Origin of the sequence: Solwaraspora sp. WMMD792 (assembly GCF_029626105.1) — a bacterium.
In the GTDB taxonomy this organism is placed as follows: domain Bacteria; phylum Actinomycetota; class Actinomycetes; order Mycobacteriales; family Micromonosporaceae; genus Micromonospora_E.
This window is the reverse complement of record NZ_JARUBH010000009.1, coordinates 3320779-3345760: the sequence shown is the minus strand read 5'-3', so window position 1 is coordinate 3345760 and position 24982 is coordinate 3320779. Positions and strand designations below refer to the sequence as shown.

Genomic DNA, 24982 nt, shown 5'->3' with positions numbered 1-24982 from the left:
CAGGAGGCCCGGTGGTTCTTCCGTACCCGCAGGGACCGCACCCCTGCCCGCCGCAGGCATCCCAGCCGCCGGCGCAGGGTCTCTACGACCCCGCCCACGAGCACGACGCGTGTGGTGTCTCTTTCGTGGCGGACCTCAACGGCCGCCGCTCGCACGACGTGGTGGCCAAGGGCCTGGCCGCGCTGTGCCGGCTCGACCACCGTGGTGCGCGGGGTGCGGAGCAGAACACCGGTGATGGCGCCGGCATCATGATCCAGGTCCCGGACGCGTTCCTGCGGGCCGTCGTCGACTTCGACCTGCCGCCGGCCGGGCAGTACGCCACCGGCCTGGTGTTCCTGCCCGCCGACCCGGCCGACGAGGCCCGGGTCCGCCGGATCGTCGAAAAGTACGCCCTGGTCGAGGGCGCCGACGTGCTCGGCTGGCGGGACGTGCCGGTGCAGCCGGACGGGCTCGGCGAGACCGCCGACGCCGCCCGCCCCCGGATCGCGCAGCTCTTCCTGTCCGCGCAGCGGCTGACCGACTCGGCTGCCGGCCCGGCCGGCACCCCGTTGGCCGGGCTGGACCTGGACCGGGTGGCGTTCTGCGTACGCAAGCAGGCCGAGCGGGAGAGCGCCGAGCGCGGCGTGACCGCCTACTTCCCGTCGCTGTCCGGCCGGACCATGGTCTACAAGGGCATGCTCACCCCCGACCAGCTGCCCGAGTTCTACCCCGACCTGCGCGACGAGCGGGTGGCCAGCGCGATCGCCCTGGTGCACTCCCGGTTCTCCACCAACACGTTCCCGTCCTGGCCGCTGTCGCACCCGTACCGGTTCATCGCGCACAACGGCGAGATCAACACGATCCGGGGCAACAAGAACTGGATGAACGCCCGCGAGGCGCTGCTCGCCACCCCGGACATCCCCGGCAACATCCGCCGGCTGTTCCCGGTCTGCACCCCGCAGGCGTCCGACTCGGCCAACTTCGACGAGGTCCTCGAACTGCTGCACCTGGCCGGACGCAGCCTGCCGCACGCCGTCCTGATGATGATCCCGGAGGCCTGGGAGAACGACCCCGGGATGGAGCCGGCGAAGCGTGACTTCTACCGCTTCCACGCCAGCCTGATGGAGCCGTGGGACGGCCCGGCCTCGGTCGCCTTCACCGACGGTGAGCTGGTCGGTGCGGTGCTGGACCGCAACGGGCTGCGGCCGGGCCGCTGGTGGCGCACCAGCGACGGCCTGGTGGTGCTGGGCAGCGAAGCCGGCGTGCTCGACCTCGACCCGGCGACCGTGGTCGCCAAGGGCCGGCTGCGGCCGGGCCGGATGTTCCTGGTCGACACCGCCGCCGGGCGCATCGTCGAAGACGAGGAGATCAAGGCCGAGCTGGCCGCCGCCCACCCGTACGGGGACTGGCTGCACGCCGGCCTGATCGACCTGCGGGATCTGCCGGAGCGGGACCACATCGTCTACGCGCACGACTCGGTGCAGCGCCGCCAGCAGACCTTCGGCTACACCGAGGAGGAGCTGAAGATCCTGATCGCGCCGATGGCCCGCAAGGGCATCGAGCCGATCGGGTCGATGGGCACCGACACCCCGATCTCGCCGCTGTCCACCCGGCCCCGGCTGCTGTTCGACTACTTCCACCAGCTGTTCGCCCAGGTCACCAACCCGCCGTTGGACGCCATCCGGGAGGAGATGGTGACCAGCCTGCAGTCGACCATCGGCCCGGAGGCCAACCTGCTCGACCCGGGTCCGGCGTCCTGCCGGCAGATCGTGCTGCCGTACCCGATCATCGACAACGACGAGCTGGCCAAGATCCTGTCCATCGACGAGGACGGCGATCTGCCCGGCTTCAAGGCGGTCCGGGTCTCCGGCCTGTACCCGCTGCGTGACGGCGCCGACGGGATCAAGGCCCGGCTGACCGAGATCTGCCGGCACGTGTCCGAGGCGATCGAGGACGGCGTACGGATCTTCGTCCTGTCGGACCGGGACTCGACCGTCGACCTGGCGCCGATCCCGTCGCTGCTGCTCACCGCCGCCGTGCACCAGCACCTGGTGCGCGAGCAGACCCGCACCCAGGTGGCGCTGCTCGTCGAGTCCGGCGACTGCCGCGAGGTGCACCACGCCGCCGTGCTGATCGGCTACGGTGCCGCCGCGGTCAACCCGTACCTGGCCTTCGAGTCGGTCGAGGACCTGATCGCCACCGGCGCGCTGCCCGGCATCACCTCCACCGAGGCGATCCGCAACTACGTCAAGGCGCTCGGCAAGGGCGTGCTCAAGATCATGTCGAAGATGGGCATCTCGACGGTCTCCTCGTACTGCGGGGCCCAGGTCTTCGAAGCGGTCGGCCTGGACCCCCGGCTGGTCGAGCGCTACTTCGCCGGCACCCCGGGCACCGTCGGCGGGGTCGGGCTGTCCGGCATCCACGCCGAGGTCGCCGCCCGGCACGACCGCGCGTACCCGTCGAACAGCGCCGAACGCTCGCACCGCCGCCTCGACGTCGGCGGCGAGTACCAGTGGCGGCGTGAAGGTGAGCTGCACCTGTTCAACCCGGAGACTGTGTTCCTGCTGCAGCACGCCACCCGCTCCGGGCAGTACGACGTGTTCCGCCGCTACACCGCCACCGTCGACGGCCTGGCCGCCGAGGCCGGCTCGCTGCGCGGGCTGTTCACCCTGCGCGACGGGGTCCGCGAGCCGGTGCCGATCGACGAGGTCGAACCGGCCAGCGAGATCGTCAAGCGGTTCTCCACCGGCGCCATGAGCTACGGGTCGATCTCCGCCGAGTCGCACGAGACCCTCGCCATCGCGATGAACCGCCTCGGCGGGCGGTCCAACACCGGCGAGGGCGGCGAGGACGTCGACCGGCTCTACGACCCGGCCCGCCGCTCGGCGGTCAAGCAGATCGCCTCCGGCCGGTTCGGCGTGACCAGCGAATACCTGGTCAACGCCGACGACCTGCAGATCAAGATGGCGCAGGGGGCCAAGCCGGGTGAGGGCGGCCAGCTGCCCGGCAACAAGGTGTGGCCGTGGATCGCCAAGACCCGCCACGCCACCCCCGGCGTCGGGCTGATCTCCCCGCCGCCGCACCACGACATCTACTCGATCGAGGACCTCGCCCAGCTGGTGCACGACCTCAAGTGCGTCAACCCGGCCGCCCGGGTGCACGTCAAGCTGGTCAGCGAGATCGGCGTCGGCACCGTCGCCGCCGGCGTCGCCAAGCTCAAGGCCGACGTCATCCTGATCTCCGGGCACGACGGCGGCACCGGTGCGTCCCCGCTGAACTCGCTCAAGCACGCCGGCACCCCGTGGGAGCTGGGCCTGGCCGAGACCCAGCAGACGCTGCTGCTGAACAAGCTGCGCGACCGGGTCACCGTCCAGGTCGACGGCCAGCTCAAGACCGGCCGGGACGTGCTGATCGCGGCGCTGCTCGGCGCCGAGGAGTACGGCTTCGCCACCGCTCCGCTGATCGTCTCCGGCTGCGTGATGATGCGCGTCTGCCACCTGGACACCTGCCCGGTCGGCATCGCCACCCAGAACCCGGTGCTGCGGGAACGCTTCACCGGCAAGCCGGAGTTCGTGGAGAACTTCTTCCTGTTCCTCGCCGAGGAGGTCCGCGGCTACCTGGCCGAGCTGGGCTTCCGGTCGATCGACGAGGCGATCGGCCGGGCCGACCTGCTGGACACCGCGCCGGCCGTGGAGCACTGGAAGGCCAAGGGCCTGGACCTGTCCGCGGTGCTGCACGTGCCGGCGCTGCCGGCCGGTGCGGCGCTGCGCGGCGTCCGCGCCCAGGACCACGGTCTGGACAAGGCGCTGGACAACGAGCTGATCACCCTGGCCGGGCCGGCGTTGACCGAGCGGACCCCGGTGCGGGCGTCGGTGGCGGTACGCAACGAGCACCGCAGCGTCGGCGCGATGCTCGGCGGCGAGGTGACCCGCCGGGTCGGCGGGGCCGGGCTGCCCGACGACACCATCGAGTTCACCCTGACCGGTACCGCCGGGCAGTCGTTCGGTGCGTTCCTGCCGCGCGGGGTGACGCTGCGGCTGGTCGGCGACGCCAACGACTACGTCGGCAAGGGCCTGTCCGGCGGCCGGCTGATCGTCCGCCCGGACCCGGCGGCCCCGTTCGCCGCGCCCGGTGGCGCCGGCGCCGAGGAGCAGATCATCGCTGGCAACACCATCCTGTACGGAGCGACCGCCGGTGAGCTGTTCCTGCGCGGGCGGGTCGGCGAACGGTTCGCGGTGCGCAACTCCGGTGCGGTCACCGTCGTCGAGGGCGTCGGCGACCACGGCTGCGAGTACATGACCGGCGGTACGGTCGTCGTGCTCGGCCCGACCGGGCGTAACTTCGCCGCCGGCATGTCCGGCGGTACGGCGTACCTGTGGCGCCTCGACGAGAACCTGGTCAACCGGGAGCTGGTGGATCTGGAGCCGGTGGCCGCCGACGCCGAGCCGATGCTGCGTGAGCTGGTCGAGCGGCACTTCGCCGAGACCGACTCGGCGGTGGCCGAGGCGCTGCTCAAGCGCTGGCCGGAGGCGGTGGAGGAGTTCACCGTGGTGGTCCCGCGCGACTACCGACGGGTGCTGGAGACGATGAGGGCCGCCGAAGCCGCCGGCCGTGACGTGGATGAGGCCGTCATGGAGGTGGCTCGTGCCTGACCCGACCGGATTCCTGCGGATCGACCGGCGGCTGCCGCAACGCCGACCCGTGCCGGTGCGGATCATGGACTGGCGGGAGGTCTACCCGCCGGCCACCGACGAGCTGATCCGCGAGCAGGCGACCCGCTGCATGGACTGCGGCATCCCGTTCTGCCACGACGGCTGCCCGCTGGGCAACCGGATCCCGGACTGGAACGACCTGGTCCGTACCGGTGGCTGGGCGGCGGCGATCGAGTCGCTGCACGCCACCAACAACTTCCCGGAGTTCACCGGCCGGCTCTGCCCGGCGCCCTGCGAGGCGGCCTGCGTGCTGGGTATCGCCGGCGGCGCGCCGGTCACCATCAAGCAGGTCGAGGTGGAGATCATCAACCGGGCGGTCGGCGCCGGCCTGGTCACCCCGCATCCGGTGCCGGAGCCGTCCGGCCGGCGGGTCGCGGTGGTCGGCTCCGGCCCGGCCGGGCTGGCCGCCGCCCAGCAGCTGGCCCGCGCCGGGCACGCGGTCACCGTCTTCGAGCGCGACGACGCCATCGGTGGCCTGATGCGGTACGGCATCCCCGACTTCAAGTTGGAGAAGGAGCACATCGACCTGCGGTTGGCCCAGTTGGCGGCCGAGGGCGTGCAGTTCCGCACCGGGGTGAACGTCGGCGTCGACGTGACCGCCGAGCAGCTGCGCGCCGACCACGACGCGGTGCTGCTGGCCTGCGGGGCGCTGGCCGGCCGGGACACCCCGGCGACGCCGGGCCGGGCGCTGCGCGGGGTGCACCTGGCGATGGAGCACCTGGTCGAGTCGAACCGGGTGGTGGCGGCCGCGGCGGCGCACGCCCGCACGGCCGAGGCGGCCGGGGTGGTGGCCGTCGAGCCGCCATCCGACGCCGGGTCGTCGCACGTGGACGGCGTACCGGTGGACCGGCCGGCGATCGACGCGGCCGGCCGGCATGTGGTGATCATCGGCGGTGGTGACACCGCCGCCGACTGCCTCGGGGTGGCGCACCGGCAGGGTGCGGCCGGGGTGTACCAGCTGGACCTCTACCCGGAGCCGCCGAGCGCCCGCGACGAGGCCCGGGATCCGTGGCCAACCTGGCCGTGGGTGCTGCGCGAGTACCCGGCGCACGAGGAGGGCGGCGAGCGGGTCTTCGCCGTCGCGGTGCAGGAGTTCGTCGACGACGGCACCGGTGCGGTACGTGCGGTGCGGATCGCCGAGGTGACGGTTACCAAGCGTGACGGCGAGCGGATCCTGACCGTGGTGCCGGGCACCGAGCGGGAACTGCCGGCGGACCTGGTGCTGCTGGCGATCGGGTTCGAGGGCACCGAGCAGCAGCCGCTGCTGGAGCAGCTGCGGCTGGTCCGTAACCGGCGCGGGGCGATCGACTCCGACGGTGACTGGCAGACCGCCACCAAGGGGGTCTTCGTCGCCGGTGACATGCACCGGGGGGCGTCGCTGATCGTGTGGGCGATCGCCGAGGGACGAGCGGCGGCTGCCGCCATCCACTCGTACCTCGGTGGGGTGGGGGAGTTGCCGGCACCGGTGGTGCCGACGGCGCAACCGCTCGCCGCCCGCTGACCCAGCGCTGCCCGTTGCTGGCGTGGACTTCGTCGACGCGTTCAAGCCTGCGGTGATCTCGGTGACTCTGAGTAGCCTGCCCGGGTGAGACTCACTCGGCAGCCTTGATGCCACAGGTGCATCAAGATGCACCTGTGGCATCAAGGCTGAACGGCACAGGTGCCCGGGGCCCCACCGGAGGGATCGGGGTCGCCGCTGTGTACCTCTTTCGGGGATGCAGATGTTTCGATAGCATTACCGGCTAGTAACAACCGTTACTCCCCACGGCCACGCGCGCGGCCACGAGGATCCCCCCATCCTTGTGAGGTCCGTCCATGCCCCTCCGTCCCCTGGCCCGCGCCGCCCTCGCGCTGGCCGTCACCCTCGGCGCCACCGGCGTCGGCGTCGTCGCGGCCACCGCCCCGGCGCAGGCCGCCCCTGCCGTGCACTACGTCGCCCTCGGCGACTCGTTCTCGTCCGGCGTCGGCGCCGGCCCCTACGAGACGACCTGCCTGCGCAGCGACCGCTCGTACGCGCCGCTGTGGGCGGCGGCCAACTCACCGGCCAGCTTCCGCTTCGTCGCCTGCGGCGGCGCGGTCACCGACGACGTGCTCGACGACCAACTGTCCGCACTCGACGCCGGCACCACGATGGTCACCATCACCATCGGTGGCAACGACGCCGGATTCGTCGACGTCGTGCTCAACTGCCGGCTGGGCGGCGAATCCGCCTGTGCCAGCGCGGTCGACCGGGCCGAGCGGTACGCCACCACCGAACTGCCCGGCCGACTCGACGCCACCTACGCCGCGATCCGGCAACGGGCACCGAACGCGCAGCTGATCGTGCTCGGCTACCCGCGACTGTTCGACGAGACCCGCTACTGCGGCCTGTTCAGCATGAGCCTGACCAAACGGTCCATCATCAACGACGCGGCGGACCTGCTCGCCGACGTCACCGCCGCCCGCGCGTCGGCCGCCGGCGCCACCTTCGTGGACACCCGGGGGCAGTTCGCCGGACACGGCGTCTGCGCCGGCAGCCCGTGGATCAACGACTTCTCCGCGCTGATCGCCGCGTACCACCCGAACGCCGCCGGCTACCGCGACGGATACCTGGCCGCGCTCAACACGGTCACCGGCTGATGGCTCCGCGTACCTGACGGAGCCGAGTACCTGGCGGTCCGGTCCCCGCCCGCACCACGGGGACCGGGCCGCCCGTCAGGTCACCGGGCCGTCAGCTGTCACGTGCCGCCTGGTCCCGGTCCTCGTCGTCCCCTGGAGTCGGCCGGTTGCTGAGGAAGTAGGCACCGAGCGCGCCGGCCAGGGTGCCGAAGACGACGACCGAGTACGCGGCCAGAATCAGCTCCAGACCCTGGGCGAACGGATCCCGCGCGGCCATCCGCTGACCGGTGATCGTGGTGAGCGTGACGTCGTGCAACGCCTGCGCGTAGCTCGAATAGGAGCCGGAGACCACGAGCAATTGGCCGGCGGCGAGGATGAGGCTCACCGTCACCGCGAAGAGCCAGGCGAGCCGGTCGGTGAGCAGCCGGCCGGCGGAGCGCGAACCCCGTACGGCGGCGGTGATCGCCGCACCGGCGCGGGCCGTGCGCAGCGCCAACGCCACTCGGGCGAACCGCAGCACCGGTACGGCCAGGAAGAGCAGCTGCCACCAGTTGCGCCGCCAGAACCGGCCCGGGTGGTGCCGGCCCAACCAGGCCCGCAGCGAGAACTCGGCGACGAAGACCACCCACAGCGCCCAGCTGGCCGCGCCCAGCACGGCGGCCGTCGGCGGATGGGTGGTGACGAACTGGCCGATCACCAGCAGCAGGAACAGCACACCGAGGACACCGAGCGGCTTGTCGAGGCGATCGGCGAACCGGCGCAACATCTCGTCGCGTTCGGTCTCGTCGCGTTCGGTCTCGTCGTGCTCGGTCCCGTCGCGGTCTTGGTGCCCGGTCGCGCGGCCGTCGGTGCCGTCGTCGGTGCCGTCGTTGTCGCCAGGTCGCATCGATCGCACTTCCGACGGTGGTCGGGACACTCCGATTACGAATATTAGGTGCATTTCGGGTGTCCAGTCGCCACTATCGCCCGGTCCGGAGTGTCGGCCGGGCCGTGCCAGCTGTCTCGGCCAGCCCGCGACGGCGGTGCCGGGCCGTGCCGGCCGGGTTAACAGGTGCTGCCCGATTCGGATAGTGTTCCGGTGGCTACCCGAGTGGCAGGTGGGGGTGGGATGAGCTTCGGTGCCGCGTACCGTCGGGCGGTCGCCGCCCACCGGCAGGCCGTGACCCATCTGACCACCGCCCGATCGGCCATAGCGGACAGCCCGGCACCGCCGCCGCCGGACCTCGGCGACGTCACCGAACGGCTGCGCCACGTCGGCGAGACCCTCACCACCGGCGCGACCAGCGCCACCCAGGACCTGTCCGCCGGCCCGGCCCCGGTGCGGGTCGGCATGGCCCGGCCGGTCGGGCTCGCCGGCACCGGTGGCCCGGTCGAGTTCCCCGCGCTGGTGCCGCTCGGCGCCGGCACCCACCTGGCCATCGACGCCGACGCCCGCCAGCCCCGGACCGCCGCCCTGCTGCGCAGCCTCGTCGTGCGGCTGCTCGCCGCCGCCCCACCCGGCACGGTACGGGTGACCGCGCTGGACACCACCTCGATGGGCGCCACCTTCCTGCCGCTGCGCCCGCTGGTCGAAGCCGGCGTGCTGGCGGCACCGGCCGCCACCGACGCCGAAGCCAAGGAACGCCTCGACGACGCCGACCAGCACGTACGTGCAGCCCAGGCCCGCACCGGCGGGCAGCCGGGGGAGCTGCTGGTGGTGGTCGCGGCGGCGCTGCCGGACAGCCGCGCCGAGCTGATGCGCCTCGCCGCGCTCACCCACGCCGGCACCGCCGCCCGGGTCTGCGTGATCGTCGCCGGCTACCCGCCGACCGGCACCGGCGCGCAGCCGCCGACGCTCGGCCCGACCACCCAGCTGCGACTCGACGGCAACCGGGGCTGGGTCGGCGACCCGCCCGGCCAGCCGTTCAGCTCCGACGGCAGCGGGCTGGCCGCACCGGTCGCCCTCGACGGCGACCCACCGGCCCGGGTCGTGCAGGCCCTCGCCGACCGGCTCGGCGAGATCCACCGGCGCGGCTCCGCACTCGACTTCGCCGACCTGCTGCCGCCCCGGATCTGGACCGAGACCGCCGGCACCGGCCTGCACACCGTCGTCGGCCGCGCCGGCCGGGAGCCGGCGATCCTCGCCTTCGACGACGTCACCCCGCACTGGCTGGTCGGTGGGCGCACCGGCTCCGGCAAGACCGTCTTCCTGCTCGACCTGCTGTACGGCCTGGCCGCCCGCTACCCACCCGACGAGCTGGCGCTCTACCTGCTCGACTTCAAGGAAGGCGTCAGCTTCACCGAGTTCGTGCCGACCGGCCGCGACCCGTCGTGGATCCCGCACGCCCGCGCCGTCGGCATCGAATCCGACCGGGAGTACGGCGTCGCCGTGCTGCGTGAGCTGCGCCGCGAGCTGAACCGGCGGGCGGCGGCGATGAAACGCCACGGCGTGACGAAACTGGCCGACCTGCCCCGCGACGGCGCACCGACGCCGCGTACCGTCGCCGTGATCGACGAGTTCCACGTGCTGTTCGACGGCAACGACTCGGTCGCCCGGGAGGCCGCCGCGCTGCTGGAGGAGCTGGCCCGCAAAGGCCGGTCGTACGGCGTACACCTGGTCCTGGCCAGCCAGAGCATGTCCGGCATCGAAGCCCTGTACGGCAAGACCGACTCGATCTTCGGCCAGTTCCCGCTGCGGGTGGCGCTGCCCGGCGGCAACGGCGTCCTCGACCCGCTCAACCACACCGCCGGCGGGCTGCCGGTCGGGCAGGCGATCGTCAACGCCTCGGCCGGCATCGCCGGCGCCAACACGGTCGTCCGGTTCCCGGACGCGCACAGCGGGGCCCGACGGATCGCCGCGCTGCGCCACGAGCTGTGGCAGGCCCGCGCCGCCGGCTCCCGGCCACCGGCGATCTTCAAGGGGTACGAGGCGGCGCACCTCGACGGCGACCCGACGTACCGTTCGTTGGCCCCCGGCGGGCGGCGCCCGCTGGCGCTGGTCGGCCGGCAGGTCGACGTGGATCTGACGTCGGCGGTGTTCCCGCTGGACGCCACCCCGGGCCGGCACATCGCGGTGGTCGGCACCACCGGCCACGCCGCCGACGTGCTGCACGCCGCCACGGTCAGCCTGGCCCGGCAGGAGCCGCCCGGCCACGCCCGGTTCCTGTTCGCCCCGCTGGTCGCCTCCGCCGACGAGGTCGCCGATTCCACCGCCGACGCGTTGCACGCCTTCGGGCATTCGATCATCCGGTTGACCGCCGCCGAGCTGCGGGAGGAGCTGCGCCGACTGGCCACCCCGGCCGCTGCTACGCCGGCCGACGGTGGGCGGACGTACCTGGTGGTGTTCGGGATGGATGCCGCCGCCGGGGTGCTCGGCGCGAAGGACGACATGTTCAAATCCGGGCTGGACGACCTGCAGGTGGTGCTGCGTCAGGGGCCCGGCCAGGGCGTACACCTGCTGGGTTGGTGGCGTGGGCTGCGCCGGCTCGCCGACGACCTGGGCGGCTCGCACAACCGCGACGACCTGGCCTGCCTGGTGGCGATGAACGTGCCCGGCGGCGAGCTGGGCTCCTACCTGGGCACCCACGACCTGGCGTACCGGCCGCGGCCGAACCGGGCGCTGCTGATCGACCGGCACGACCAGCGGACCCGGCTGATCGTGCCGTTCGCGTTGCCCGGCCGCGAGCTGGACGAGGAGGGCTGAGCGCGGTGAGCGACGGGTTCGACGAGTACGCCGCCCTGGCCCGGCACCTGCACGACCTGCACCGCACCGGCCAGGCCGGCTCGGCGCAGCACCAGACGCGCCGGCAGCGGCTCACCGGGTACGCCGATCAGCTCGGCCAGCGGCTGTCCGCCCAGTGGCAGCGGCTGGCGGCGATCGCCCAGGCCGCCGGCGTGCCGGCACCGCCCGCGCCGCCGCCGATCGCGGCGAACCCGGCCGCCGGCACCGTGCCCGGCCAGCAACAGTCCGGCGGGTACGGCGCCTCGCCGGCCGGTGTCCCGTGGCCACCGCCCCCACCGCCCCCACCGGGCCGGGCGATGCCGGGTCAGTCGGGGGCCGGGCCGGCCGGGCTTCCACCGCCGCCGCGCCGCCCCGAGCTGGCCACCGGCGAGCAGCGGGTGCCGCTGCCCACCGGGGCTTCCGGTCCGCCTTCCCCGGCCGCCGGGTCGGTACAGCCGTACGGCGGCATGGGCGCGGCCGGCCCGGTCTCGGCCGCCCCGGTCTCCGGCGACCCGGCAGCGGCGGGCGGGTTCCCACCGGATCCGGAGCAGGAGCTGGAGGCGGCCCGCCGGCAACTCGACGAGGCCGACGCCGCCGCCACCGAGGCGGAGCAGGCCGCCGGCCGCCCGCCGCTGCTGCCCGGCTGGTCACCGCTGGCCCGGGCGGTCACCGTCTACCTGGGGTTCGCCGCCGCCGTCGCCGTCCTGCAGTTCGGGTTCTTCCTGAACCCGGTGACCGCCGGCGTCGACTACAGCACCAAGTGGATCTGGTCCTGCGCCGGCTTCCCGGCGACCGGCTTCTTCGCCGCGTACTTCGTGATCAGCAAGTGGGGCACGTCCCGGCTGGAGACCGACGGCGGCCCCCGGTTCCCGAAGCTGGGGTTCCTGATCAGCTTCGCCGGTGCCGCCGCCTCGATGCTCCTGCTGCTGGTCTTCCTCCAGCTCGACGAGTTCTGACCGGCTGGGCCGCAGGGCTAGTCAGGTTGGCTCGGGCCTGTCGGAGGAACGCCAGTTTCCTCGGTGAGGGTGAGGAGATCACCGCGGAATCGCCGTACCTGCGGATGATGTGGGCCAAGAGCAGCCTCGCCGATCGAAACAGCTCTCCTCAGTTGATCGCGGGCACCGACAAGATCGCCCAGCTTCCGCAGTACCTGACTCAGGTTACTGTAGCGGATGCTCAGGTCCGGGTGCTCGGGACCGAGCGCAGCTTCGCCGATCCGGATGGATTTCTCGAGCTGGTCACGCGCGCCGCTCAAGTCCCCCAGTTCAAGTAGTGCTCGTCCGAGGTTGTTTCGCGCGATTCCGAGCTGCGGGTGGTTGGACCCCAGAATTTCCTCGCCGATTCGCACCGCCTCCTCGAATTGGGCTCGGGCGCCGCCGGGATCTTTCATCTCCAGTAGCGTAACCCCCAGATTGCTTCGCCTTATACCGATGTCTGGATGACTGGGGCCAAGGGTTGCTTCGCTGATATGAAGGGCCTTCTCGAGTTGTTCACGGGCTCCATTCAAATCCTTTAGACTCCAGAGTGCGCCACCCAGATTGTTGCGCCAGATGGCGATATCGGGGTGGACAGGACCGTATGCCGCTTCGCCCCGCCTAAGTGCCTCCTCAAACTGTTTTCGGGCGCCGGCGTAGTCGCCCAACGCGAGCAGTACCTGCCCGAGAGTGTCGCGTCGCCAGCCGACATCAAGATGATCGGGGCCAAGTGCGGCGGTCGTCGCGTCGAAGGCCTGCTCGGCCAGGGGCTTAGCCTGCCGGTACTGCCCTTGTTCCCGCAGATATGTCGAAGCCCGGTCCAGCAACCAGCCAACTTCTTCGAGGCAAACGCCTAGTCTCTGAGCGTGATCAACGGCGGACAGGAGGTGCGGTAGAAGCCTCTGGCACTGTGGCCAGGTCTCTATCAAGTCGCTTTCGCTAGGGAATTTTGCCCTGATGAGACGAATTGCGGCGGTAGCCCATTCACATTCGCCGGATTGGCCGAGCCGGGCTCGGATCACGGCCTGCACCAGCCGGTGTAAGCTGATCTCGGTGGGCTGGAGTGTTGCGAGCGAATATCGGCCGACCATCGCCAGCAACCTGTTGTAAGACAACCGATCAAGAATGATCGTAGCAAGTCGCGGTGGCAATGCCTGGGGGAACTCCCCAGGTAACTCCCGAGGTACCTCGGGAGCCAGGAATGCGAGTAAGTTCAGCAGATCTTCGGCGGCCGGTGCCAGACTGTGCACGCGGTCCAGGGATACCGACCAGACGGTGGCGACTCGCTTGATATCGCCACCGGTGTCGGTAACCGGTCCGGCGAGGTGCAGATCAAATACCTCACGTACTCGCCCCTGGACCAGTTGGAGGTACTCGCCCAGGCTCTCCTGCGTTTGCTCTAGATAGGCCGCTGCCTCCGTCAGGGCCAACGGTAGATCTCCGAGCAGATCGGCTAGTGCGTCCAGCGACGATTCGTCCGCATCCTGGGCATTGCAACGAAGACGGAGGAATGATTTTGACTCCGTCCGTTGCCAAACGCCCAGTCGCCACGGCAAGGCCTGCGCCGCCCAAGCTGACCACTGGGACGTTATCAGCACCGTGCCGTCTCCACCTGTCGGCATCAGGCTCTCAAGGAGCCGGGGTTCCTCTGCGTTGTCGTATATCACCAGCCAACGAGTGCGATCGCGTAGTGCTTCGAGGGCGGCAGTCGCCATCTGTTGCCGATGCCTGGATCGAGGCACTCCTAACCGCCGACCGAGTTGCGCCAACTGCATGACTACGGACGTCGGTTGTTGAGCGTCAAGCCACCAGATCAGGTCGTAGTTGGCGGAGAAGCGGTGCGCGAACTCCAGTGCCAACTCGGTCTTTCCGGTTCCGCCTAAACCGTGAATGGCGCCGACTCTTGGCGAAAATGGAGACGCTCGTGTCAGATCGTCAAGCATTCGGGCGAGAATTTCCTGTCGACCGGAGAAGTATCGATGCCGTGCTGGAAGGTTGCTTATCCGAGGCGCTGATCCGGGGAATCGAAATGGTTCGTTCGGTGGGTGGGTGGAAGTGATGGGTGAGCCGGGGAATCGAGCGGAAGTTGGTCGATCCGGGTTCTGTTCGACTGCTTGTAGTAGGCGCCTCCGAGCGCTGGTCTCGTCAAGGCCAACCAGGTCTAGGTAGACACGCGATGCCAGCAGGCCGGACGGTTGACAGTCCTCGACTCGTACCGGTATCAGCAAGCCCAGATCTCCGCTGGGATCCTTGGCGAACGCTGCCCGCCATTCCGCTTCACCGAACTTCGAGTCGAAATAGGCGTTCGACAGCACTGCGATTGTCTGTTTGGCAGACCGTGTCGCGTCATGCATTTTTTGAACGAAATCGGCACCCGGTCTGAAGTCCCATGCCTGCAACAGTGTCGAGTAACCTCGCTGCTCCAGGCTGGCCGCGATCCACTCAGCCCAGGAGCGATCCGATGCGGCGTAGCTGATGAAGAAGTATTGATCACTCTCTGGCGGGGTCATCGCATCCCCTATGGCGTAACGTGATCGGATACCGACTTCAATCGTACGTCATCGCCGACCGATGGAGTCGGAGCGAGTCACTGCGCGCCTGCGAAGCGGGGCGTCCGACCGCCGCGTGGAGCTGATCGACAAAGCGAGCTGGCCCGCTGCGACCGGATCGCCCCGCCCGCCAGCTGTGCGGATCGCCGTGGTGCGACCAGCCAAGGGCACCGTTCGGTAACGCTGCTGAAAACTACGGCCGGGACCATGGGTGGATGGCCGACGAGCCGGTGCGACTGGAGATCCGGACGCTGGGCGGGTGCCTGTTCGACTCACCGCTCGCCCGACTGCTGCTCGGGCGCAACACCAGCTGGCACTACGTCGACGAGTCCGACCGGGTGCTGCTCGACGACACCGTCGGGATGCTCACCGGCCGGGGTCTGCCCATCGACGAGCTGCCCAGCCTGGAGCCGGGCGGACCGCGACAGAAGATCTTCTTCGAACCGGCGCGGACCCGGGTCGGGATCGTCACCTGCGGCGGGCTCTGCCCTGGCCTGAACAACGTCATCCGGGCGCTGGTGCTGGAGTTGACCACCGGCTACGGGGTGCGGCAGATCGTCGGCTTCCGCAACGGCTATCAGGGGCTGGTCGCCCGGCACGGCCATCCGGTGGTGCCGTTGACCCCGGCCGTCGTCGACCGGATCGACGAGTACGGCGGCACGATCCTCGGTACGTCGCGGGGCAACCAGGATCCGGAGGAGATCGCCGACACCCTCGACGAGCTCGGCATCGACATCCTGTTCGTGATCGGTGGCGACGGTTCGATGCGCGGCGCGTCGAGGATCACCGAGGTGCTCGCCCGGCGGGGCCGGCCGGTCGCCGTCGTCGGGGTGCCGAAGACGATTGACAACGACATTCCGTACATCGATCAGAGTTTTGGTTTTCAGACGGCGGTCGCGCACGCCACCGAGGTGATCCGGGCCGCGCATGTGGAGGCCACCGCGTTCCCGGGCGGGATCGGGCTCGTACAGCTGATGGGTCGGCATTCGGGTTTCATCGCCTGCTACGCGGCCCTGGCCACCCACGACGCCGATTTCGTCCTGGTGCCCGAGGTGCCGTTCGCCCTGGACGGCCCGGGTGGTTTCCTGGCGCACCTGCGTCGCCGGGTCGCCGACCGGGGGCACGCGACGGTCGTCGCCGCCGAGGGCGCCGGCCAGGAGCATCTGGCTGGCGAACCTGTCGGCCACGATGCGTCCGGCAATCTGCGGCTGCACGATTTCGGCCGGTACCTGCGGCAGCGGATCGTCGAGGACTTCGCCGGGGCCGGACGCGAGGCGAGTGTGAAGTACATCGACCCGAGTTACACGATCCGTGGGGTGCCGGCGAACCCGTACGACAGTGTCTACTGTATCCGGCTGGCGCACGCGGCGGTGCACGCGGCGATGGCCGGTCGGACCGACCTGGTGGTGGGTCGGTGGCGGGGCCGGTTCGTGCACGTGCCGATGCCACTGGCGGTGAGTGCCCGTAACCAGGTCGATCCGTACGGCGATTTGTGGCTGTCGGTCCTGGAGGCCACCGGTCAGCCGCCGCTGATCGCCTGATCGAGCGGCGGGAAGCCCGTGCCGGCGCGTGCCGGACTCCGGTGACTCGTCACTGATTTGTCATGGCTTCGATCACACTCTGTGCGCATTGTCGTCGATTCTAGTTATGTACATGCGGGCATCGGCGCACGTCATGTGCGCCAGGGCGTTGAGTGGTTGGGGAAGCCATGCCTACCGGTCAGGTGCAGCATGACCAGTTCGGAGACCTGCTCAGGACCCTCCGCCTGGAGCGGAGGCTGACCCAGGAGGAGCTTGCCGAGGCGGCGGGTTCCAGCGTCCGCGGCATCCGGGAAATGGAGCGCGGCCGGGTGCGCAGCCCGCAACGACGGACGGTGGTGCTGCTCGCCGATGCCCTGCGGCTGGCCGGGGCGGACCGCGACCGCTTCGTCGCGCTGGCCCGGGCCGAGCGGCAGCCGCGCGAGGGCGGCACGGTGCCGCACGGGCAGTACAACAGCGGCACGGTGCCGCACGACGGCCCGGCGGTGGTCGTACCCGGGGAACTGCCGTCCGCCGTCCCGGACCTGGCCGGCCGGGCGGAGATCCTGCAACGGCTGTCGACTCTCGCCGCCGAGGTCGCCGCCGGCCGGCCGGACACCTCCTCGGTGGTGGTGCTGCACGGGCCGCCGGGGATCGGCAAGACCAGCCTCGCGGTCGCGGCCGGACATCGACTCAGCTGGGCGTTTGCCAGCGGACAGCTCTTCGTCGACCTGCAGGGCGCCTCGCCGGACGGACCGCTCGACCCGGCCGAGGCGCTGGCCGGGCTGCTGCGGTCGCTCGGGGTGCCGGACAGCAGGGTGCCGGTGTCGCCGGCCGAGCGGGGCGGCCTGTTCCGCACCCTGACCCGGGACCGGCCGCTGCTGGTGATCCTGGACAACGCCGCAGACGAGGCACAGGTACGTCCACTGTTGCCGGCCGGGCGGGGATGCCTGGCGCTGGTGACCTGCCGGCGTCCGCTGGCCGGCCTCGCCGGCGCGGTCCGCCAGCCGCTCGACCTGCTCGCCCCGGCGGCCGGTCGAGCGCTGCTCGCGGCGATCGTCGGTGTCGACCGGATCGCCGCCGAGCCGGCCGCCGCCGACCAGCTCGTCACACTCTGCGGACAGCTGCCGCTGGCCGTGCGGATCGCCGGCAACAGGCTCGCCAGCCGGCCGCAGTGGTCAGTCGCGTGGCTGGTGGACCTGCTCCGCGACGAACGTCGGAGGCTGACCGTACTGACCGCCGGGGATTTGGGCGTACGGTCGGCGTTCGAGGTCTCGTACCGGCAACTGGACCCGGTGACCGCGCGAGTGTTCCGGCGGGCCTCGCTGATCCCCGGCACCGACTTCGCATCCGCGCTGGTCGCCGTCGTAGCCGGCATCGACGAGGAAACCGCGGCGGCGGCCCTGGAGGAGCTGGTCGAGGCGGGTCTTCTCCTGACCCTCGCCGACCGGTACCAGTTCCACGACCTGGTCCGGCTCTACGCCCGGGAACGCCTCGACGTCGAGGAACCGCAGGCCCGGCGGACGGAGGCGCACGATCGGATGATCGGCTGGCTGCTGCGGCGTACCCGGCAGGCCGGGGTGATGTTCGAACCGGACGCTGGTCGGGCCGATTCCCCGTTGGACGCGGGTCGGGCCGACTCCCCGTTCGACGACGATCGGGCGGCGGCGTACTGGCTGGACCGGGAGTCCGGCAACTGGCTGGCGGCGCTGCGCGACGCGGCCCGGTGTGGTCGACACGCCGATGTGGTCGCGGTCGCCAGGGCGTTGCACTGGTACTCCGACGCCAACAGTCACCGGCACCCCTGGGAAGAGATCTTCTCGCTGGCGGTCGCCGCGGCCCGGGCCGTCGGCAGCTGTCGCGACGAAGCCGTACTGCTGAACTTCCTGGGTTGGGCCCAGTACTTCTGCCAGGACCGTAACCTCGACGGGCTGGCCACCCTGGACCGGGCGCTGGACCTGGCCCGGCGGATCGGGGACCGCCGGGAGCAGGCGTGGGCACTGACCTACACCGCCGCGGTCCTGATCCGCACCGGCCGCGCCGGGTCGGCCGTCGACCACAGCCGCCGGGCGGTGGGCCTGTTCCGCGAGATCGGGTACGCCCTCGGCGAGCAGAGTGCGGCGAGTGCACAGGCGGGGTCGCTTGCCGCGCTCGGCCGGTTCGCCGAAGCGGCCGAGCTGCACCGCGAGGTGCTGGCGTTCTACCGCCGGGGCAGTGGTCTCAGCCGGACCGGCGCGGCGGTGGCCCAGGCCAGCGCGATGGTGAGTCTCGGGGCGTACCTGGCCGGGATGGGCCGGCTGCGGGAGGCCGCTGACGAGTACGCCCGCGCCCGGCGGGTGTTCAACCGGTGCGGCGCGACGTTCAGCGAAGCCAGCGCCGTCCACCGGTACGGGCTCGCGCTCGCGGCGTTGGGTGAGGCCGACGCGGCGGCCGAGGCGCTGCGGGCGGCGCTGGCCCTGTACGCGGCACTGTCCTGCCCGTGGTGGGAGGCACAGACTCTGGACGCGCTCGCGGCGCTGGCCGGCGCGGCCTCGGACCGGGCCGCCGCCCGCCTGTTGCGCGAGCGGGCGCTCGACCGGTGTGGCGAACTGGACGCCCCGCAGGTGCGGGCCCTGCGCGCCACCCTGCGCCGCGAACTGGCCGAAGCCTGAGCGCGGACACACACCGGGCCCCGCCGGCGATTTCGGCGGGGCCCGGTGCCGGTGGGCGGGGCGGGGTCAGGTGCAGGTGGTCCCGTTGAGGGTGAACGGTGTCGGGGTGGCGGGGGAGCCGTCAGCGGTGAAGCCGACGTTGACGGCTCCGCCGGTCGGAATGGTGGCGTTGTAGCTTTCGTTGGTGACGGCCACCGCCGGGCCGGTCTGCTGGAAGATGCCGTTCCAGTGGCCTTGGATGAGCTGCCCACCGGGGAAGGTCCAGCCCAGCGACCAGCCGTTGATGGCCGGGCCGTCGTTGTAGACGGTGACGCTGGCGGTGTAGCCGGTGCCCCACGAGTCGGTGACGACGAAGGAGACCCGGCAGGTGCTGGCGATCGCCGTCGCCGGCACGAGGTTGCCGTAGTCGTCGCGGGCGGTGGCGAAGTCCTGGAACCCGAAGCCCGGACCGGCCGACCGGGTGGTGGTGCCGGCGGCGAGCACGGTGCCGTCGGCGTTGACGAAGTAGACCGGGCCGCCACTGTCGCCGCCCCGGGCGGATTCGTCGCCGTCGAGTTGGGTGGCTTCGACGAGGTCCTCGATGTCGGTGTAGTGGTAGTCGACCCGCAGGTTGCAGATGGGGCCGCCGAGCACACCCGCCGAGGTGTATCCGGACTGGCACAGCAGCTGGCCGGGGACGACCTCGGTCCAGCCGACCACTTCGGCGCGGACCTCGTCATGCTGGCCGCCGACGTAGATGTGGTCGCCGGGCGCCGACGTCGAGATGATCATCGTGTCGTGGTCGTCGTTGCTGTCGACCGCGTAGCCGATCAGCGTGCCGGTGCCGGTGCTGGTGTCCCAGCCGACGTGCCAGGGGGAGCCGATGGCTCCGCAGTGTTCGGCGGTGAGGATGTAACCGGCACCGGTGTCCGCGTCGCGTACGCCGAAGCCGGCCGTACACCCGGGGGTGGTGAACCCGATGCCGGACCCGCCGTCGAACGGCGCGGCGTCGTCGGCCCGCGACCGTTCGACCATCCGGTCGCGTTCGACGAACCTGGTACGGACGCCGGTGGCCGGCAGCTTCGGCAGCGTGGCGCCCACGGTGTAGTCGACGGCGATGTCGATTCCGGAGCCGTCGGTGCGCAGCCGGACCGCGTGGCTGGCGTCGGTCGGGTCGGCGTCCACCACCGGGGTGAGTCTCGCGGCGGCCGTGCGCAGTTCGGCGCGGGAGTAGGTGGCGTTGGCGACTTCGACGGGCGCGGTGCGTCGGGCGGCGGCGGCGACGGCGGCGATGTCGGCCGGTAGAACTCCCTTCCACCACAGGGTGACGTGGTCGTCAACGAGGCCGATGCCGGCGTAGCCGCGGTCCGGCGCACGTTCCACCGCGGTACGGATGACGTTGGCCGCGTCGACCAGCGGCGCCTGGGCGACCATCCGGTCCAGGGTCTGCGCCGGGATGACGTCGAGGATGGACTCGACGGCCTCGGCCGGCTCCGGCTGGTGGGCTTCCGCGATGGCGGAGGCGGGGCTGGTGAGCGCGGTCGCGCCGACCATCGCCCCGACGACCACCGTAACGGTGATCGCTTTTCGAATTGATGCCATGACGCTGAGTCAAGCAACGTCCGATGTGGGGTGACAGGCAGGACGCCCGGCAGGATGACTCCTGCCGGGCGTCCTGCCGGTGGTTACCTACCGGCGCGTGGCCGGGCCGAGGTCAGCTCACCACCATTGGCGTACGGTCACGGTCGCTGCTCCGCCGTTGTCGCTGAGGTTGTTGTCGTTGATCGTGACCTGGAACCTGCCGCCGGCCAGCCCGGCGGCCTCGTAGAGCAGGCACGGCGAGGTCGACGGGGTACCGGTGTCCCGGGTGCCGACGATCGGGAACCAGCTGCCGGCCTCGTACCATCCGCGTCCGCTGACGAAGGTCGCGCCGGCCGTCACCGAGCCGATCAGCGAGTAGGGAGGCTCACCGGGAGCCGGGTAGCCGGGTACGGCGTGCTGCCAGGAGTAGCCGTGCACCGGCTTGACGCTGCCCCAGAAGTCGGTCCTGATCTCCCCGGTCGCGTCGACGCGCAGAGCGTCGCCGTCCTCCAGGCCATGCTCCGCCAACCAGGGGGTCACGTGGTTGCCGGGGGCGGACCAGGGGTCGGAGGTGTGGTTGGGCGTGGTCATGGGCGGCTGGCATCTCTGCAGGGTCGACGACTCCGGGGGCAGCAGGTAGCCGGTCTCGCGGCGGTACAGGCCCCAACCGGGTGCGGGCGAGCTGTAACCCGTGACCCGGTTCCACGTCGCCAGGGCAGCGTTGTCCTCGGTCGCCGGGTTCCAGTAGCTGTAGAAGGCCATCCCGCCGCCGACCGGCAGCGCGATCGGCACGTACCCCTCGATCCGGAACAGCGTGTACTCGTGGCCGGACGTCTTCCGGTCGCCGACATTGCCGGCCCAGTTGGGGTCGGTGGTGAGGAAGTTGTCCGCGCGGTCGGGGCTCCACCAGTGGTAGAGCGGGGTGGTGCCGGCCGGTCGGGGGTTGTCGGGGTTGAAGACATGCCCCTGGATGCCGACGCTGTGGTAGAGCGGGTCGGGCGCGCAGCCGGCGAGGCGGAAGTACTTGCAGGTCCAAGCCGACTGGCTGGTGGTGAAGTGGTCGCCCCGGGCAGGGCTGTAGAAGGTGACGAGCGGGACCAGGGTGGGGCCGCCGGCGGTGGCCGGTGGTGCCGCGAGGGTCACCGCACCCGCCGTTGCGATCACTCCGGTGACGATCCCGGCGGCCAGCAGGCTCCGGACTCGGGCTAACGCTGTGGTGAACATCGATCATCCTCGTGGGGCAGAGGGTGGCGAAACCAGGCACAGTCCAGCACCGGATTCCGGAGGTTGGCGTGAGTAGCGCGCCGCTCAAATCCGTGCGGCAGCTACTCACCCGGTGGTCGGCCGGGGATGTCCGCTGCCGGTCCACCCCGTTTCTTGTACGCTTGTACATGTACTTTTGTACAAGAACGGAGACGATCATGGCGTACGTGTTCCTCGCCGCCGCGATCACCGCCGAGGTGATCGGGACGAGTCTGCTCAAGTCGACCCACGGGTTCACCCGGCTGTGGCCGACGCTCGCCCTGGTCGCGGCGTACGTCGCCGCGTTCGCCTGCCTCGCCCAGGCGGTGAAGACGATCCCGGTCGGTGTCGCGTACGCGCTGTGGGCCGGGCTCGGCACGGCGGCCATCGCCGCGATCGGCGCGACGTTCCTGGGCGAGCCGTTGACCCTGGCGAAGGTGACCGGGATCGGGCTGGTCATCGCCGGTGTGGTGGTGCTCAACCTGGGCGGTGCCCATTGACCGCCGACCCGGGCAGCGCGGCCAGCCGGCGTCCGGCGCGGCCCCGGGATCCGGAGGGCCGCCGCCGGGCGCTGGCCGCCGCCACCCTGGAGGTGGTCGCCGAGGTCGGCATCGGGCGGACCACGCACCGGGCGGTCGCCGCCCGCGCCGGTGTCCCGCTCGGGGCGACCACCTACTACTTTCCGACTCTGGCCGATCTGATCGTGGCCGGGCTGCGGCAGGCCCAGACGGACGTCGAGGCCGAGTTGCACCGCTGGGCCGATCAGCTCGGCGACGGCACCGACCTGCCGGCCCGGCTCACCGGGCTGATCGGCGAGTACCTGGCCGACCGGGGCCGGGCGCTGACCGAGCTGGAGCTGTACCTGGCCGCAGCCCGTAGCCCCGAGCTGCGGCCACTGGCCCGCGCCTGGCGGGACCGTCTCTGCGAGATCCTGACGCCGCTGACCGGCGACCGCGCGGCGTACGCGGTCGCCGTCTTCGTCGACGGTGTCCTGCTGCAACACTTCGCCATCGGTGAGCCGCTGGACACCGCCGCCGTCGAGTCGTCGATCGCCGCTCTGATCAGGGTGGATCAGCCGGCTGCTGCTCGTGGTCGTCGGGCTGCTGCTGGTCGGCCGGCTGCCCGTCGGGGGTGACAGCGGCCGGCCCGTCCGGGGTGACGGCGGCCGGCTGGTCCGGCTCGGCGGCGATCATCGTGGTGGTGTCGTCGATCAGGTTGGCCAGGCCGGCCGGGCTGAGTCCTTCGTCGGTGACGAGGGCGACGACGAGCAGTGTCTGCGCGGTGATGGTTTCGGCGGTGGCGGGCAGGGTGTCGTGCTGGCCGAGGGCGGCGTACAGCAGGGTTTCGGCCACGGTCGGGTCGATGGCGGTGCCGGCCGGGTCGAAGCGTTCCCGGACGCTGGCCACGAAGCGGATCACCGCGGCCGGCTCGCCGGGCCGGAAGCGTCGGTCCACGGTGAGGACGAACAGCCCGCTGAGCAGGTCGAGGTATTCCTGCCACTGGTCGTCGTCGAAGCGGGCGAGTTGGCGTTCGTGGGCGCCGGTCTGTCCGGCGACCAGGTAGGTCAGGGCGGCGGTGGGTGCGCTGGTCACCGGCTCCTCCAGGTGCGGAAGGCGTCTTCCCAGATGTGGTGGCGGACGAGTTGCCAGAAGGTGCGGAACCTGACGTGGTGGCGGCCGGCGGCGACCAGCGACGCGGCGGTACGGGCGGCGAGTCCGCGTACCTCGGCGGGTGGCTGCCGTGCGGCGGAGTCGGCACCGTCGTCGGGCGGATCGCCGTCGGCGTCGGTGGTGGCGGGTGGGGTGCTGGTGAGCGGGCGGCGTGCGGCCAGCCGGCGCAGCCGCTGCTGCGGCGGGTCGTAGCCGTTGGCGAGGGCGTTGAAGTAGCGGTCGAGGGCACCGGTGCCGACGCCGAGGCTGCCGTCGAGCTGGTCGAGGCGGGCCAGGGCGGTGCGCAGCCGGGCGGCGGCGGCCTGGGCGTACGGGTCGTCGCTGCGGGCCAGCCGGTCGGCGGCGGCCAGCACCCGGGGTCGGGCGTCGCCGGTGGTGCCGGCGGCATGTCCGGCGTGCTCGCGGGCGGTCCGCAGGCCGCGCATGATGGCGGCGACGCCGACCGGGCGGCTGCCCGGCAGCTGCGGCCGGGCGACGGTGACGGCGTCGAAGACTTCGCCGTACGCCTCCCACGCCTGGTGTAGGGCTTCCTCGTAGCGGTCGACGGCGAGCCGGGCGTCCGGGGCGAGCGTGTGGGCGTCGCCGAGCTGCTCGGTGACGTGGGTGACGGCGGTCTCCAGGGCCAGGCAGACCGCCCGTAGCGAGCCGATCGTGTCGGCGGCGACCTGCAGGGCTGCGGCGTCGGCGGCGTACTCCCGGGTGCTCATGCCGACCTGCTCAGCCAGGAGAAGCGCGGGCGGTCGGGGGTGTCGGCGACCCGGCTGGGGTCGAGCAGGGTTGCGCCGGGGCGGCGGAACGGCAGCCGGTGGTAGCGGTGCATCGTCGCTTCGGCTTCGGTCAGGTCCGCGCACGGTCCGGGCCGTCCACAGCCGAGACAACACCCGGTGTACGCCGAGGTGGTGTGACTGTCGATGGTGCGTTGCGCCTCGACGACCCGGCTGCGGGCGTACCGGGTGTAGGAGGTCGCGGATCGCTGGTCGCCGGCCGGGCGCTGCCGGGTGGGTGGTGGTGGGACGGTCGGGGTGGGGCGGGGGTCGGGTGTCACCGGACGTTGCCTCCCGTACGGGTGGAGATGGCACCCGCCGCTGGTCGACTGTTGTCGCAGGTGGCGGGCAGGTTGGCGCACCCGGCCGACCGACAGGCGACGCCGGCCGACCGGGCTCCTTGCGGGGCAACCACTCCGGTTTGCAGACCTGGGAGCGGGTTGCTCCGTCATCGTATATAACAAGTGATGTACGAGCAAGTCCGCAGGTCATCGCTTGCCATACCAACCGATTCATGGTCGAATGTGAGGTGCAGATCTGGGAGTAGACGATGCCCGCCAAACCGAAGTGGGCGCAGATTGCCGACGGCATCCGCGCCAAGGTCGCCACCGGAGAGCTTGCTCCAGGCGACAAGCTGCCATCGACCAGCGAGCTTGGCCGTGAGCACGGCGTCTCGGCCATCGTCGTGCGACAGGCGATCAACACGCTGAAGGCCGAGCGCGTCGTCGAAGGCGTGCCCGGAGTCGGCGTCTTCGTCGCCGACCCGAACGAGTCGCAGGGCTGACCCCTGCCGGTCGATAAGCCGGGTCTCGGGCATCTTGCGGCGCGTCGGTATTGACGGTGGCCTGACGGGTCGGCCGCTACCAGCCGAGTTGGCAGCAGCGCTGATCAGGGAGGACCGGCGCGGCATCGTCGCCTTGGTGTGCAAGGCATTTTCGTGCGAGCAAGGATCTAGCGCCTCAACAAATGGGGGTAGGATTCGATGACCAAAAAGAACGCGGTATCGCCGGCCGCGACAGGAGGGGCGGGTACGATATATGAATATCGTGTCGCTGCGATTGCATAC

17 protein-coding genes are annotated in these 24982 nt (G+C 71.3%); 10 read left to right on the top strand and 7 right to left on the bottom strand.

Translation table 11 applies throughout. The annotated features are described in order from the left end of the window. Positions 1 to 11: 11 nt before the first annotated feature. The 3 genes from gltB to O7629_RS16095 all read left to right on the top strand — a co-directional run bounded on the left by gltB (position 12) and on the right by O7629_RS16095 (position 7310). A complete protein-coding gene (gene gltB, locus O7629_RS16105; RefSeq protein WP_278170144.1) occupies positions 12 to 4631 on the top strand; it encodes a glutamate synthase large subunit in 4620 nt (1539 codons plus the stop codon). Further along, a complete protein-coding gene (locus tag O7629_RS16100) occupies positions 4624 to 6192 on the top strand; it encodes a glutamate synthase subunit beta (protein WP_278170143.1) in 1569 nt (522 codons plus the stop codon). The genes gltB and O7629_RS16100 overlap by 8 nt, the downstream gene beginning before the upstream one ends. 314 nt (positions 6193 to 6506) lie before the next feature. Then, positions 6507 to 7310, top strand: a complete 804-nt coding sequence (locus O7629_RS16095; RefSeq protein WP_278170142.1) for an SGNH/GDSL hydrolase family protein — start codon at positions 6507 to 6509, stop codon at positions 7308 to 7310. A 91-nt stretch (positions 7311 to 7401) separates the two neighbouring features. Here O7629_RS16095 and O7629_RS16090 read toward each other — a convergent pair whose 3' ends face one another. Continuing rightward, a complete protein-coding gene (locus tag O7629_RS16090; protein WP_278170141.1) occupies positions 7402 to 8175 on the bottom strand; it encodes a hypothetical protein in 774 nt (257 codons plus the stop codon). Between the two features lie 222 nt (positions 8176 to 8397). Here O7629_RS16090 and O7629_RS16085 point away from each other — a divergent pair, with 222 nt between their 5' ends. Next, positions 8398 to 10971 (top strand): FtsK/SpoIIIE domain-containing protein, encoded by a 2574-nt coding sequence (locus tag O7629_RS16085; RefSeq protein WP_278170140.1) that lies wholly within the window; start codon positions 8398 to 8400, stop codon positions 10969 to 10971. Between the two features lie 5 nt (positions 10972 to 10976). Next, positions 10977 to 11945 carry a hypothetical protein gene (locus O7629_RS16080; protein ID WP_278170139.1) on the top strand — a complete coding sequence of 323 codons (969 nt, stop codon included), beginning with the start codon at positions 10977 to 10979 and terminating at the stop codon, positions 11943 to 11945. A 17-nt stretch (positions 11946 to 11962) separates the two neighbouring features. Here O7629_RS16080 and fxsT read toward each other — a convergent pair whose 3' ends face one another. Then, positions 11963 to 14473, bottom strand: a complete 2511-nt coding sequence (gene fxsT / locus O7629_RS16075; protein ID WP_278170138.1) for an FxSxx-COOH system tetratricopeptide repeat protein — start codon at positions 14471 to 14473, stop codon at positions 11963 to 11965. Between the two features lie 254 nt (positions 14474 to 14727). Here fxsT and O7629_RS16070 point away from each other — a divergent pair, with 254 nt between their 5' ends. Beyond that, complete coding sequence (locus O7629_RS16070; protein WP_278170137.1) at positions 14728 to 16053, top strand: ATP-dependent 6-phosphofructokinase; 1326 nt, start codon at positions 14728 to 14730, stop codon at positions 16051 to 16053. Between the two features lie 167 nt (positions 16054 to 16220). Next, positions 16221 to 18680: a helix-turn-helix domain-containing protein gene (locus tag O7629_RS16065; RefSeq protein ID WP_278170136.1), complete on the top strand. Its 2460-nt coding sequence runs from the start codon at positions 16221 to 16223 to the stop codon at positions 18678 to 18680. A 66-nt stretch (positions 18681 to 18746) separates the two neighbouring features. On the opposite strand, the gene O7629_RS16060 is transcribed toward O7629_RS16065, so the two are convergent. Both O7629_RS16060 and O7629_RS16055 read right to left on the bottom strand, forming a co-directional pair. After that, positions 18747 to 20261 carry a cellulose binding domain-containing protein gene (locus O7629_RS16060; protein ID WP_278170135.1) on the bottom strand — a complete coding sequence of 505 codons (1515 nt, stop codon included), beginning with the start codon at positions 20259 to 20261 and terminating at the stop codon, positions 18747 to 18749. Between the two features lie 117 nt (positions 20262 to 20378). Continuing rightward, a complete protein-coding gene (locus O7629_RS16055) occupies positions 20379 to 21464 on the bottom strand; it encodes a hypothetical protein (RefSeq protein WP_278170134.1) in 1086 nt (361 codons plus the stop codon). 194 nt (positions 21465 to 21658) lie between these two features. Between O7629_RS16055 and O7629_RS16050 the strand changes: the two genes are divergently transcribed. Both O7629_RS16050 and O7629_RS16045 read left to right on the top strand, forming a co-directional pair. After that, positions 21659 to 21982 carry a multidrug efflux SMR transporter gene (locus O7629_RS16050; protein WP_347403731.1) on the top strand — a complete coding sequence of 108 codons (324 nt, stop codon included), beginning with the start codon at positions 21659 to 21661 and terminating at the stop codon, positions 21980 to 21982. Beyond that, complete coding sequence (locus O7629_RS16045; protein ID WP_278170132.1) at positions 21979 to 22617, top strand: TetR family transcriptional regulator; 639 nt, start codon at positions 21979 to 21981, stop codon at positions 22615 to 22617. Before O7629_RS16050 ends, O7629_RS16045 begins: the two co-directional genes overlap by 4 nt. On the opposite strand, the gene O7629_RS16040 is transcribed toward O7629_RS16045, so the two are convergent. Genes O7629_RS16040 through O7629_RS16030 form a run of 3 tightly spaced genes read right to left on the bottom strand, consistent with a single transcriptional unit; the run spans position 22544 to position 24197 of the window. Next, positions 22544 to 23074: a hypothetical protein gene (locus tag O7629_RS16040; RefSeq protein WP_278170131.1), complete on the bottom strand. Its 531-nt coding sequence runs from the start codon at positions 23072 to 23074 to the stop codon at positions 22544 to 22546. The genes O7629_RS16045 and O7629_RS16040 overlap by 74 nt on opposite strands. Next, positions 23071 to 23859 (bottom strand): hypothetical protein, encoded by a 789-nt coding sequence (locus O7629_RS16035; protein ID WP_278170130.1) that lies wholly within the window; start codon positions 23857 to 23859, stop codon positions 23071 to 23073. Before O7629_RS16035 ends, O7629_RS16040 begins: the two co-directional genes overlap by 4 nt. Next, complete coding sequence (locus tag O7629_RS16030) at positions 23856 to 24197, bottom strand: hypothetical protein (RefSeq protein WP_278170129.1); 342 nt, start codon at positions 24195 to 24197, stop codon at positions 23856 to 23858. The genes O7629_RS16035 and O7629_RS16030 overlap by 4 nt, the downstream gene beginning before the upstream one ends. 269 nt (positions 24198 to 24466) lie before the next feature. Here O7629_RS16030 and O7629_RS16025 point away from each other — a divergent pair, with 269 nt between their 5' ends. After that, positions 24467 to 24700 (top strand): winged helix-turn-helix domain-containing protein, encoded by a 234-nt coding sequence (locus O7629_RS16025; RefSeq protein WP_278170128.1) that lies wholly within the window; start codon positions 24467 to 24469, stop codon positions 24698 to 24700. Positions 24701 to 24982: the final 282 nt, after the last annotated feature.

Excerpts from the sequence above, each read along its gene's own strand:
- O7629_RS16070 (WP_278170137.1), top strand. The coding sequence starts at position 14,728 with ATGGCCGACGAGCCGGTGCGACTGGAGATCCGGACGCTGGGCGGGTGC.
- O7629_RS16055 (WP_278170134.1), bottom strand. The coding sequence starts at position 21,464 with ATGTTCACCACAGCGTTAGCCCGAGTCCGGAGCCTGCTGGCCGCCGGG.
- O7629_RS16095 (WP_278170142.1), top strand. The coding sequence starts at position 6,507 with ATGCCCCTCCGTCCCCTGGCCCGCGCCGCCCTCGCGCTGGCCGTCACC.
- O7629_RS16035 (WP_278170130.1), bottom strand. The coding sequence starts at position 23,859 with ATGAGCACCCGGGAGTACGCCGCCGACGCCGCAGCCCTGCAGGTCGCC.
- O7629_RS16065 (WP_278170136.1), top strand. The coding sequence starts at position 16,221 with ATGCCTACCGGTCAGGTGCAGCATGACCAGTTCGGAGACCTGCTCAGG.
- O7629_RS16025 (WP_278170128.1), top strand. The coding sequence starts at position 24,467 with ATGCCCGCCAAACCGAAGTGGGCGCAGATTGCCGACGGCATCCGCGCC.
- O7629_RS16085 (WP_278170140.1), top strand. The coding sequence starts at position 8,398 with ATGAGCTTCGGTGCCGCGTACCGTCGGGCGGTCGCCGCCCACCGGCAG.
- fxsT (WP_278170138.1), bottom strand. The coding sequence starts at position 14,473 with ATGACCCCGCCAGAGAGTGATCAATACTTCTTCATCAGCTACGCCGCA.
- O7629_RS16060 (WP_278170135.1), bottom strand. The coding sequence starts at position 20,261 with ATGGCATCAATTCGAAAAGCGATCACCGTTACGGTGGTCGTCGGGGCG.
- O7629_RS16090 (WP_278170141.1), bottom strand. The coding sequence starts at position 8,175 with ATGCGACCTGGCGACAACGACGGCACCGACGACGGCACCGACGGCCGC.